Below are 12,813 nucleotides of genomic sequence, written 5' to 3' on the forward strand. Positions count from 1 at the left end.
CATGGCGAAGCCTTATTACGAATTTTTTTGCCCAGTCAAAGTCATTGCAGGTCATGCAGCGCTTGAACATATTCCGTTTGAATTGGCGACACTCGGTTCGCAGCGTCCAATGATCATTACCGACAAAGGTGTGCGTTCCAACAATTTGCTTGCACCGATTGAAGCGGCTTTTGAATCTACCGATGCCGTGATTGGCTATGTTTTTGATGATGTCCCGCAAGATTCAAGTGTGGCAACAGTGCGTCGTGCGGCACAGTTGTACCGTGAAAATAACTGTGATGCCATTATCGCGGTGGGTGGCGGTTCAGTCATTGACACTTCTAAAGCCACCAATATTTTAGTCAGCGAGGGCGGTGATGACTTATTGCAATATTCAGGTGCGCATAACTTACCACGCCCACTGAAACCTTTTTTTGTGATTCCAACCACATCTGGAACAGGTTCAGAAGTGACTATGGTTGCGGTGGTATCCGACACAGAAAAGAACGTCAAAATGCCATTTGCATCGTATTACTTAATGCCACATGCAGCCATTTTAGACCCGCGTATGACGCAAACTTTGCCACCACATTTAACAGCAATGACGGCTATGGATGCCATGACGCACGCCATTGAGGCTTATAGTTGCATGGCAGCCAACCCAATTTCTGATGCTTATGCCACTGCAGCAATTAAAAAAATCAGCAATAACCTGTTCAATGTATTAGACAACCCAAGCGATGAACAAGGCCGTTTGGAATTGGCACAAGCATCTACTATGGCGGGCATTGCATTTTCAAATTCCATGGTTGGTTTAGTGCATTCCCTAGGTCATGCGTTGGGTGCTGTGGCACATTTGCCACATGGACTGTGCATGAATTTATTCTTGCCATACGTGTTGGAATACAACAAAGACGTCAATGCCGATAAAATTGCCGAGCTGCTATTACCGTTGGCAGGCGCAGACGTCTATGCGCAAACCCCTGCACATTTACGTGCCGATAAAACCATTGCGACACTCTTAGCTATTCGTGACCGCTTATATGCACTGACCAAATTGCCACGCACTTTACAAGAAACTGGTAAAGTCAGCGAAGCACAATTAGATGAAGTCGCTGAAAAAGCCCTGAACGATGGTTCGATTATTTACAACCCGAAAGAAGCCAATTTAGAAGAACTCAAAGCTATCTTAAAAAAGGCTTGGTAATTCCTACAAAATAGGCGAACATAGCCGAAAATCTAGCCTGATGTTTTTCTAAACATCGGGCTTTTCATTGGTAGACTGCTGCGTCTGATGTTTTTTCATCAATATGGCGTTTTTTCTGCTAAAAAAGAAAGCAAAGATACTGACAAGGCGCGTCATTATGGAGTAGATTGGCGCGTTTTTACTTTTTATGTAGGGGGGATTGTTCGTCTCAAACAATCCTGAACAAACATGACTGATCCTTGATCAACGATTAAGAGGATAACGCCGTTGACAAATATCTCTGGGACTCAATCGGCAGCTAAACTGCAAAAAACGCTAGGACTCTGGCACATTATTATTATTGGTTTAGCCTACATTCAACCGATGACGTTATTCGACACTTTCGGCTTAGTATCGGAAGAAAGTCATTTTCACGTACCCACATCTTATATTTTTGCACTGGTTGCCATTCTTTTAACTTCTTTAAGTTATGGTCATATGATTCGTCGTTATCCTTCTTCTGGGTCGGCGTATACCTATGCACAAAAATCGATTCACCCCAACGTTGGTTTTATGGTGGGTTGGTCATCTTGGCTAGATTATTTACTCTCGCCAATGGTCAACATCATCTTGGCGGTGATTTATCTGGAAGCCTTATTCCCTGATGTGAATCACTGGATTTGGGTAGTGGTACTCACGGCATTTATGACGGGTGTCAACTTGCGTGGTGCGCGTTTTGTCGCCAACTTTAACAGTATGATCGTTTTGGTACAGTTGGTGGTCATTGGCGTATTTACATGGATGATGTACACCAAACTTCAGGCAGGTTTCAATGCCGATGGTCCAATCACTGCCGAGCAACGCTATCAGTTATGGAGCTTAGAACCTTTCTGGAATGAACTGACTTCGGTAGGCGCATTGATTACAGGTGCAACCCTACTCTGCTTTTCATTTACAGGTTTTGACTCACTCAGCTCGCTTGCAGAAGAAACCAAAGACACTGAAAAAACCTTACCGAAGGCAATGTTCTTAACTGCGCTGATTGCGGGTGTGATTTTTATTGTCAGCACCTATTTCATGCAGATTTTCTTCCCGAATGAACCAGGCAGCTACTTTAAAAATATTGCTGAAACACAGCCAGAAATTCTGCTCTTGGTCGGCGGCTCGTTGTTCCAGTCATATGTGCTTGCCTTTGCTATTGTAACGGTAATGGCATCGGGTATTTCGGCTCATGCGGGCGTATCGCGTTTAATGTACGTGATGGGTCGTGATGGCGTGATCAACAAAAAAATCTTTGGTCATATCAGCCCACGTAGCTATACACCTTCATACAATATTTTAATTGTAGGTGCTGTGGCGTTAACTGCTGGTTTTATGAACTTGGATTTTGTCATTTCATTAATCAGTTTTGGTGCCCTCACCGCATTTAGCTTTGTGAATTTATCGGTGATTTCACGTTATGCGCTACGTGATGGTCGCACCAAAGGCTTTAAAGACATTCTCAATTTTGTGATCGTACCGTTGTGCGGCTTTATTGCAGTCTTTGCTTTATGGCTCGAAGTCGATGAAACTTCATTGAAGTATGGCTTATGGTGGGCGATGTTTGGGGTTTTATACCTCGGTTATAAAACCAAAGGCTTTAAACACCCTGCTCCGCAGCACAATGAGTTTGATGATCGCTAAGACAAATAGCATCTCAACCTCTTAAGATCAGGCGCTTTATGCGCCTTTTCTTATGCCTCAAATGGGTTTCAGCTTTAAAGCAGCAAAATAGCGAAAATAAAAAAGCTAAGTACAATTTTGTCTCAGCTTTTTATCTATCAATGCATACAATTACGATGAAGATAGGATCAAATTTGAAATGAATTGATGCTCAAATTAGAGCAATGCTTTAAAACCTTGCTGACGCCATGCCTCATACACAATCACAGCCGTTGCATTGGACAAGTTTAAACTACGTGAGTTTTCTGCCATGGGTAAACGAATCCAGTGCTGCTGCGGAAACAACATGCGTACGGCTTCTGGCAAACCGCGTGTTTCAGGCCCCATCAACAAGGCAACAGGTCGGTTTAAATCCGAAGTATGTGGTGTTTCTGTGCCTTTGGTGGTTAATGGATAAATCGCATCTAAACCCACGCCTTTGCTGTCTAAATCAGCCAAGCATTGCTCAAGATTGTCCCAAATCTGCATACGTGCCCATTCGTGATAATCCAAACCTGCACGTTTCAGCTTTTTATCATCCAACTCAAAACCTAATGGCTTAATCAAATGTAATTGCGCACCTGTATTGGCACACAAACGAATGATATTTCCTGTATTGGCTGGAATTTCAGGCTCATATAAAACAACGTGGATCACAAATTTTCTCTACTTTTCACAATCCCTCCCCAGCTCCCTTTAGAAAATGTAGGAACTCCCCTCTTTTTAAAAGAGGGGTTGGGGGAGATTCATTACCATTTCAACTGTTCACGTAAATTGACCACTTCACCAATAATGGTCAAGGTAGGCGCCTGAATGTGGTGCTGTGCGACTTTACTGGCAATATCCGCCAACGTCCCCACCACCACTTTTTGTTCAGGGGTCGTGCCTTTAGAAATTAAGGCGACAGGCATATCCGCCCGTTGTCCATGTGCAATCAGTTTTTCACAAATGCTTTCTAAGCCAACCAAGCCCATATACAGCACCAAAGTCTGGTGTTCATACACCAATTCTGACCACGGCAATTCAGGCGAACCTTCTTTTAAATGCCCAGTAAGGAAACGCACACTTTGCGCATAATCTCGATGAGTCAGTGGAATGCCTGCATAAGCCGAACAGCCCGAGGCTGCGGTGATGCCCGGTACGACCTGAAATGACACACCTGCTTCATACAATTCTTGAATTTCTTCACCGCCACGCCCAAAAATAAACGGATCGCCACCTTTTAAACGGCAAACTCGCTTACCTGCTTGTGCATATTTCACCAATAATGCATTGATGCCTTCTTGCGGTACAGCATGGTTAGAACGTGCTTTTCCGACATAGACTTTTTCGGCATCACGGCGACACAATTCTAAAATAGGTGCAGACACCAAACGATCATAAATCACCACATCGGCTTGCTGCATTAAACGCAAGGCTTTTAAGGTCAGTAACTCAGGATCACCTGGCCCTGCACCAACCAAATACACCTCGCCTTTCGGTGTTTGCCATTCCGCTAAAGCCTGTTGGATACTTTGGTTTGCAGCGTCAAGATTGTCGTTGAACACCTGTTCTTTAAGAGGACTGGCATATAGCTCCTCCCAAAAAATACGGCGCTCATCTGGATTTACAATTTTCTGTTTTACTGCGGCACGCCACTGACCTGAAAACTCTGCCAGTTTGCCCATACCATGCGGAATGGTACTTTCCAGTTGTGTACGAATTTGACGTGACAATACAGGCGATGTGCCATTACTCGCGACTGAAATCACCAAAGGCGAACGGTCAATGATGGCAGGCACCATAAAACGGCAATGTGGTGGATCATCAACACTATTGACCAGCACATTTTCGGCTTCGCAAGCTGCAAAAACTTGCTGATTGACCAAATTGTTATCCGTTGCAGCAATCACCAAACGATAGTGACGTAACGCAGTAGATGGACTAAAAACATCCTGTACATACTGCCCCTGACTTTGTTGCACCAGTTGCAATAAATTGACATCAATTTCAGGGGCAAGCACATCAACTTTTGCGCCCGCTTTAGCCAGTAACACCGCTTTGCGATAAGCAATATGCCCACCGCCCACAATCAGACAAGGTTGCTGCTGCAACTTTAACGAGATTGGAAAAATATCCACACTAAACCTCAATATTTAAATCTGATTGTAAGCAATTTCATCCTAAGTCGACCTGCACTCAACTTAGTCAATAAACTCTAAACCGCCCATGTACGGACGTAATACTGCAGGAATTTCAATCGAACCATCGGCACGTTGATAGTTTTCCATAACAGCCAATAAAGTACGTCCTACCGCCAAACCTGAACCGTTTAATGTATGCACAAATTCAGTTTTCTTTTGGTCGGCACGGTAGCGTGCTTTCATACGACGCGCTTGGAAATCCCCCATGTTTGAGCATGATGAAATTTCACGGTAAGTGTTTTGACTTGGCACCCAAACTTCTAAGTCATAGGTTTTGGTTGCGCCAAAGCCCATATCGCCACCACATAGAATAATTTTACGGTACGGTAAACCAAGTGCCTGCAAAATACCTTCTGCATGTCCAGTCAATTCTTCTAAAGCCTGCATTGAGGTTTCTGGTTTTACAATCTGCACCATTTCGACTTTATCAAATTGGTGTTGGCGGATTAAACCACGAGTATCGCGACCATAAGAACCTGCTTCGCTGCGGAAACAAGGGGTATGAGCGGCATATTTTAATGGCAAGCGTTCAGGATCAATAATTTCATCACGCACAAAGTTGGTTACTGGAACTTCGGCAGTTGGAATTAGATAGTATTCTTTTTCACCTTGTAGCTTGAACAAATCTTCTTCAAATTTAGGCAGCTGACCAGTACCACGCAATGAATCTGCATTGACCAAATACGGTACATACGCTTCGGTATAACCATTTTGAACAGTATGCGTATCTAACATGAACTGTGTAATCGCACGTTGTAAACGCGCCAATGGCCCTTTCAGAACGCTAAAACGAGAACCTGTTAATTTGGTTGCAGTTTCAAATTCCAAACCACCCATCATTTCGCCAAGGTCGGTATGATCTTTAATTTCAAAATCAAACTGGCGTGGTGTGCCCCATTTCAATACTTCCACATTATCAGCTTCATCTTTACCTTCAGGCACAGACTCATCTGGCAAGTTTGGAATAGACAATGATTTAGCTTCTAACTCATCTTGTAACTCTGCCAAAGCCACTTCAGCGGCTTTGATTTCATCGCCAATAGCAGCCATGCGAGCCATAATTTCAGAAGCATCACCACCTGCTTTTTTAATCTGACCGACTTGTTTTGCGCCCGAATTACGCTCTGCCTGTAATGCTTCGGTTTTAGATTGCAATTCTTTACGACGTGCTTCAAGTGCTGCCCACTCTGCCACATCTAATTGCACACCACGTTTTGCCAAGGCTAAATTTACAGCCTCAATATTATTTCTGAGTAATTTCGGGTCAATCATAGCCAATCTTGGAATAAGAAAAAAACTGGCTATAGTGTAAGCGCTTCGGGTTAAAAAATACAGTAACCCGATTCACGGCTGCACCTTATTACAGCAATCTCTGCGTATTTTTGTGCAATTTTATTGGCTAGGATACTGCGGCAAACTTGGCAAATATTCAGACTTTATTAATTTTTCTGTCGCGTAGTAAGGCAGAATCAACTCAGGCATACCTTCTGCATAAGATGCCAATTCATACAACGGGTAGACAAAGACCAAACCATTGGCGCCATAATAAAAATTATCGCTCAGTTTAAACTTTTCACGGGAAATATCATGTTCATCTAGCCAGTTATAATTATGGTTAAATAATTCTTCTGTCATTTTGGCTTCCGTATTGGGCAGCATAATATCTTGCAACGCCAAACGCTTTTTCTGTTTTAAATCAAAAGTCACAAATTCTTGGTGATGAATACCATGTGCTGCACCCGCAGGGTAACTATAGCTTTGCAAACTAAACGTCGCTAAATTGGCATGTTGCCCGATATAACGCACATAGCTCGAACTCTGACTCAGTCGCATAGGATCGGTTTCTTCTACCTTTGGCGTTGCAGTTGATGCCGCAGCTTCAGAAAATGCAATTGGGTCTGCCTTTTGCAAACGCTGCATAAAATATTCATCAATCCACGCCACATTGGTTTTTACTGTCTGAATATCGTAAGCAGTACAGCCTTCTTCATCACAAATTTGCTGTTGTGGCAATTTAAGCGCCACCACTTTAGCTTGAATCACAGGAATCTCGGCTGTGACAGATGCAGGCGCAGCTTGCTCAGTTTCGGTTTTAGAAGTTGCCTCACTCTTTGGCTGACATGCAGTCAACAACAGAACCGAACTTAAAGCGACAGCACCCAAAAACACCTGTGATTTTAAATATTGCATTAAATTCCCCTTCTACCACGATTCATAAAGTCCAATGATTAGAAATGCAAACCTGCACAAATCTTGCGATAAAATTGCTTCAATTGAATTAGTCAAGACTATAGATAACTCTCGCTGTTCAATCCTAGAGCAGTTGTGTAACGGAATAATCGGGGGATAAAGTTGCTTAAAATTAATGCTCATATTTTTGTATGATTATTTTTATTTTTTCATTATAAATCAAAATATTGATAACACATCATTAGTGCAAAATGATGATCTGTGATGACTCAGTCTATATCCTGCATACTGCAAAATGTGAATTATCCCAAGATTTATCCACAGAAATTGTGGATTTCTCGGGAAGAATATTCAAATAAATTTCCGCTATGCTGAAGCTGAAAACCTTCTCCCTGTGGGAGAAGGCTAGGATAAGGAATAACAAATTATGCTTTTAAAAGAATGTATGAAAACATTCAATTATTGATCAATAATGTCCGTGCCTTTTGGTGGAGTAAAATTAAAAGTTGAGGCTGGTATCGCCGCATTGACTTTTACATTATTAAAGCGCACATGCGTGGTTTGTCCCAATGAGTCCTGTAAAATCATTAAGGTTGGCGCGTTACGCGCACCAAAACTAATGGTTAAACTCTGAAATACGCCATCATCACTTTTTGGGTATAAGGTGTAATAAGTCTTTGACTTATTCGGCTGGGTCACACGATACGACTGCATGATTTGATTGGTATTGCCCGAAAGCAACAACGCAGGCGTATTTGCCACTTGATCATCTAGGCTTTGGCGTACAGCTTGTTGTAAGTCTAGGTCATAAATCCATACGGTTTTACCCGTAGTCACAATTGTTTGTTTGGCTGGACTGGTGGTTTCCCAAAAGAATTTACCCGGACGCTCAACTTTCATAACCCCTTTAAAATTCTGGTTCATGTGCTGTGCCGATAAACCACGGTTTGGCAAAGCCTTGCCATTGTTGCTAACTTTTGTGGTTTGCTCAAAATTGGCAGTAAAACTTTTAATGCCATTTAATTGTTTAACAAGGTTTGCTGTCGCTTGTTGCTCCGATGCTGCCACTGGCGCAGCGAACACTGTAGTACTCATGATTGGCGCTAAAGTGATTGCACCCAATGCCACAGCACACATCGTTTTACGAAGCATATTCATAGATTCACCTTTTTATATTTGCTCAATCGCAATGTTTTGGATGTCCCATCTTAAACCAATTTCTGGCGCTAATATGATAGAAAATAAGAAGTTTTGTATGCTTATTAATATAAAATGTAGAAATTTATCCATCATGATGAAGAACTAAAATTTATCATTTAGCATTTATTCTTCATCATACAAGCATAAAAAAACCCACAATCACTTGTGGGTTTTTTTCACTATTTCAGCTTACGCTTCAACAGATACGTAGCGACGGCCAAATTGACCTTTCACTTCGAATTTTACTACGCCGTCAGCAGTAGCAAATAAAGTATGGTCACGGCCCATACCTACGTTTGCACCAGCATGGAATTCTGTACCACGTTGACGAACGATGATGTTACCAGCAGTTACAGTTTGACCACCGTAAACTTTAACACCTAACATCTTAGGATTCGAATCACGACCGTTCTTAGTCGATCCACCGGCTTTTTTAGTTGCCATGTCTATTTACTCCTAGTGATTAGCCTGCAATACCAGTAATTTTCAACTCGGTAAACCATTGACGGTGACCTTGTTGCTTACGGTAGTGTTTACGACGACGCATTTTAACAATACGGATTTTGTCGTGACGACCATGACCAACCACTTCTGCAGTTACTTTAGCGCCAGCAACAACTGGAGCACCGATTTGAACGTTGTCACCGTTTACAACCATTAATACGTCATCAAACGTAATAGTTGCGCCAGTTTCAGCTTTCAATAATTCAACTTTAAGGGTTTCACCCTCAACAACACGGTGCTGTTTACCACCGCTTTGGATTACTGCGTACATAATGTACTCCAAACATGCCCGTGTCGTCGTGCCGATAAAGGGATATATCGATCTTAAAACGAACGCCACTGGGGGTTATTCAAGGGCAAGGATTTTAAGCGATATTCGCACAAACAACAAGCCATTTACGGCAATTATTGCACAACAAGGTTGATTGTTTAATACCCAGCCGCGTAAATGACTTTTGTAGCCTTATCCATCTTCAATGGATCAATCAATATAGACAGATTGTGTTGGCGTAAACTGCTGTGCTTGTTAAAATCAGGCCCAACTTGAGCAAATAACTGAATTTACCCACAAAGTTATTGACTTCGTTTTCTAGTAGAATTAACAATTACAGCATTTGGCAGGTGCCTAACTATTGCATTCATTGCGTTATTTTCGCAGACTTAAGCAGTTTTCTTGGCTGTAACATAAGTTACAACTGATTCAACTAAGTTGTCATTCAATATTATTGAGGTTTCTCTTCACATGACCATCGACTTTAAGCAAGACATTCTCGCCCCTGTTGCTTCTGATTTTGCCGCGATGGATACATTTATTAATGAAGGGATTACCTCTAAAGTCGCGTTAGTGATGGCGGTTAGTAAGCATGTGGTCGAAGCTGGCGGTAAGCGCATGCGTCCAATTATGTGCTTACTTGCTGCCAAAGCTTGTGGTGCAGAAGATTTAGAGCGTCAACGTAAACTGGCTGCAATTATTGAAATGCTGCATACCGCAACTTTGGTGCATGATGATGTGGTGGATGAGTCTGGTTTACGTCGTGGTCGACCTACTGCTAACGCCACTTGGAATAACCAAACAGCGGTTTTAGTCGGTGACTTTTTAATTTCCCGCGCCTTTGACTTATTGGTCGATTTAAACGATTTGGTATTGCTGAAAGACTTTTCTACAGGGACTTGTGAAATTGCCGAAGGTGAAGTTTTACAATTACAGGCACAGCATCAACCCGACACCACAGAACAAATTTATTTAGACATTATTCACGGCAAAACTTCACGTTTATTTGAACTTGCCACCGAAGGTGCAGCAATTTTAACAGGCACGCCACAGTACCGCGAGCCGTTGCGTTTATTTGCAGGACACTTTGGCAATGCCTTCCAAATTATTGATGATATTTTAGATTACACGTCAGACGCTGAAACATTAGGTAAAAATATTGGCGATGATTTAATGGAAGGCAAACCAACTTTGCCTTTAATCTCTGCATTAAGAAATACCACTGGCGAACAACACCAAATTATTCGTCGCAGTATTGCGACAGGTGGTACTTCTGACCTCGATCAGGTTATTGCCATTGTGCAGTCCTCTGGCGCTCTCGATTATTGCCGCCAACGTGCCACAGAAGAAACAGAAGCCGCTATTGCCGCTTTAGAAGCACTGCCAGACTCGGAGTATCGTCAGGCCTTAAAGAATTTAGCCTTATTGGCTTTACATCGCATTCAATAATTTAAGCAGCTTATGCATATAAAACTCAACGATTTATTTAGAAAAATGCAAGAACAGCTGGATACACCAAAAGCTGTTCTGGATGAAAATCTGCTGATTGAACTGGTCAATCGTATCCGTCCTAGTGACACTCAAGATTTAGAAGAAACTCATCAAAAGTTTCAAGCTTTCTTACAAGCCTTGCTGCTGACACCCGATGCCAGCTCAACCTTGCAACATTTTGTTTTACGTCTAATCAATCAATACAAACAAACCAGTTTATATGCCGACACGGGAATTTTATCGCTCGATGGTTTTTGGAATCAGTTGTTTCAGCGTTTGGGCGCGCACTTTTTACCGCTGATTAATGATGAAAGCCAACTGCAAGATTTAGTCCGTCGAGTTTTTCCACTACGTAGTGATAAATACTGGCTCGACAATATTGAAGATACCGAATGGCAGCAATTATTTACTTTACTGAATCGCGGACATGGCGGACAAACACAAAAACGCCTGATTCGCAGTGAAATTATTAAAGCTCTAACAGTGCTGTCATATCGGGTCAGCGGCATTGGTTTATATCCTGAATTTATTAGTGCCTATCCTGAACTAAGTGAATATGATTCACCTTTTTTGGCACAAAACCGCGAAATCAACGAGTTTATTCAGCTTTATAAAGTTGCCGATCAACAACACGATCAAATCAGTGCCATTCAACCACCCGATGCCTCTCAAGCTTTGGTAATGATTGACCAATGTCATGATGTCAGCAGTAAAATTCGTCGTGCGACTAAACGTACTGGCGTCAGTATCAGCCTGACTTATTTATTGTCTTTACTGGAACAATGTTTAGAGCGGATTGAGCTGTTGCTAAATTTAATCGTGGCGCAAGACAAAGTCCGTTATGTTTCGGCAGGACAATTACTGGTAGATGTAACTGCGGCATTGTATAGCGAACGCAGTGTACGCTCCTTGCTTGCAGAAAACAGTGAGTTAATTGCCTTACAAGTCACTGAAAATGCTAGTAAAACGGGTGAGCATTATGTAAGTACCGACAAAGACGGCTTTTGGGGCATGTATAAAGCTGCGGCAGGTGCAGGTGTTTTAATTGCCACGATGGCGACTTTAAAAACCCTCGCCTCGCGTTTAGTGCTCGCTCCGATGATGCAGGCCATCATCAACAGCATGATTTATTCATTTGGTTTTATGCTGATTCATGTCTTGCACTTTACTGTTGCCACCAAACAACCCGCAATGACTGCTGCAGCATTGGCTTCTACGGTACAGCATCGTAAAGGCTCTAAAATGGCACAAATTGCCGAACTTGCTGCCTTAATTATTAATATTATCCGCACGCAGTTCGTCGCCATTTTGGGCAATATCTCGATTGCCATTCCAGTCGCAGCCTTAATTGCTTTTAGTTGGGATGCCATGTTGCATGAACCGTTGATGTCACATGCCAAAGCATCCAATATGCTGCACGACTTGAATCCGTTTACTTCACTTGCCATTCCACATGCCGCCATTGCAGGGGTATTTTTATTTCTGTCTGGTTTGATTGCAGGTTATTTCGATAACATGGCCGTGTATCGTAAAGTCGGGCCACGCCTAAAAGCCCATCTGCATTTAAAAAAGCTACTCGGGCAAGAACGTCTCAATATATTTGCCAATTATATAGAACGAAACTTAGGGGCTTTGGCAGGTAATTTCCTGTTCGGGATTATGCTCGGCAGTACCGCCACACTGGGTTATATTTTGGGTTTACCGATTGATATTCGCCACATTGCCTTCGCTTCTGCCAACTTTATTCAGGGTTTAATGAATATTAATGGCTCACCTGAAATTGGCCTGATTATTGTGTCCTTTTTAGGCGTACTGCTAATTGGTTTAACCAACTTATTTGTCAGCTTTACTTTAACCATTATTGTGGCATTGCGTGCGCGTCGGGTACGTTTTGAACAGTGGAAACCTTTGGCAAAATTGGTGCTGACTCACTTCTTAACCCGTCCAAGTGATTTCTTTTGGCCACCGAAACAACCAATTACAGTGGATGACGATTCATCCTCAAATACTGAACGAAATGCTAAAATTTAGTGCACATTTACATTGCGCACAAAGTAACAAAAAAAGAAATTCTTCTCATTTACATTGGCTTGAAATAAAGTGTACTG

The 12,813-nt window shown here is 42.3% G+C and carries 11 protein-coding genes; 4 read left to right on the forward strand and 7 right to left on the reverse strand.

The window, feature by feature from the left end; genetic code table 11:
• Position 1 precedes the first annotated feature (1 nt).
• Together E0H79_RS01925 and E0H79_RS01930 are read left to right on the forward strand one after the other, a co-directional pair.
• On the forward strand, positions 2-1,186 hold the full coding sequence (locus tag E0H79_RS01925) for an iron-containing alcohol dehydrogenase (protein WP_104853139.1): 1,185 nt from the start codon (positions 2-4) through the stop codon (positions 1,184-1,186).
• Positions 1,187-1,453: 267 nt separating this feature from the next.
• Positions 1,454-2,848, forward strand: a complete 1,395-nt coding sequence (locus E0H79_RS01930; RefSeq protein ID WP_131260687.1) for an APC family permease — start codon at positions 1,454-1,456, stop codon at positions 2,846-2,848.
• 195 nt (positions 2,849-3,043) lie between these two features.
• On the opposite strand, the gene E0H79_RS01935 is transcribed toward E0H79_RS01930, so the two are convergent.
• From E0H79_RS01935 to rplU, 7 genes are all read right to left on the reverse strand, one after another.
• Entirely contained in the window at positions 3,044-3,523 is a 480-nt protein-coding gene (locus E0H79_RS01935) for a tRNA (cytidine(34)-2'-O)-methyltransferase (RefSeq protein ID WP_004972260.1), read from the reverse strand.
• 92 nt (positions 3,524-3,615) lie between these two features.
• The gene (gene cysG, locus E0H79_RS01940; RefSeq protein ID WP_131260688.1) at positions 3,616-4,986 is read right to left on the reverse strand and encodes a siroheme synthase CysG; all 1,371 of its coding nucleotides are present in this window, start codon (positions 4,984-4,986) and stop codon (positions 3,616-3,618) included.
• Between the two features lie 63 nt (positions 4,987-5,049).
• Entirely contained in the window at positions 5,050-6,321 is a 1,272-nt protein-coding gene (gene serS, locus E0H79_RS01945) for a serine--tRNA ligase (protein ID WP_104853137.1), read from the reverse strand.
• Between the two features lie 120 nt (positions 6,322-6,441).
• Positions 6,442-7,239 (reverse strand): RsiV family protein, encoded by a 798-nt coding sequence (locus tag E0H79_RS01950; protein WP_131260689.1) that lies wholly within the window; start codon positions 7,237-7,239, stop codon positions 6,442-6,444.
• 459 nt (positions 7,240-7,698) lie between these two features.
• The gene (lolA, locus tag E0H79_RS01955) at positions 7,699-8,397 is read right to left on the reverse strand and encodes an outer membrane lipoprotein chaperone LolA (RefSeq protein WP_131260690.1); all 699 of its coding nucleotides are present in this window, start codon (positions 8,395-8,397) and stop codon (positions 7,699-7,701) included.
• Between the two features lie 231 nt (positions 8,398-8,628).
• Positions 8,629-8,883: a 50S ribosomal protein L27 gene (rpmA, locus tag E0H79_RS01960; RefSeq protein ID WP_004760935.1), complete on the reverse strand. Its 255-nt coding sequence runs from the start codon at positions 8,881-8,883 to the stop codon at positions 8,629-8,631.
• Between the two features lie 19 nt (positions 8,884-8,902).
• Positions 8,903-9,214, reverse strand: a complete 312-nt coding sequence (gene rplU / locus E0H79_RS01965) for a 50S ribosomal protein L21 (protein ID WP_004972275.1) — start codon at positions 9,212-9,214, stop codon at positions 8,903-8,905.
• Positions 9,215-9,685: 471 nt separating this feature from the next.
• Here rplU and sdsA point away from each other — a divergent pair, with 471 nt between their 5' ends.
• Both sdsA and E0H79_RS01975 read left to right on the forward strand, forming a co-directional pair.
• Positions 9,686-10,663: an All-trans-nonaprenyl-diphosphate synthase gene (sdsA, locus tag E0H79_RS01970; RefSeq protein WP_104853134.1), complete on the forward strand. Its 978-nt coding sequence runs from the start codon at positions 9,686-9,688 to the stop codon at positions 10,661-10,663.
• Positions 10,664-10,675: 12 nt separating this feature from the next.
• Entirely contained in the window at positions 10,676-12,736 is a 2,061-nt protein-coding gene (locus E0H79_RS01975) for a site-specific recombinase (RefSeq protein WP_004972279.1), read from the forward strand.
• The last annotated feature ends 77 nt before the right edge of the window (positions 12,737-12,813 follow it).

This window comes from Acinetobacter sp. ANC 5045, from assembly GCF_004331005.1.
GTDB lineage: Bacteria > Pseudomonadota > Gammaproteobacteria > Pseudomonadales > Moraxellaceae > Acinetobacter > Acinetobacter towneri.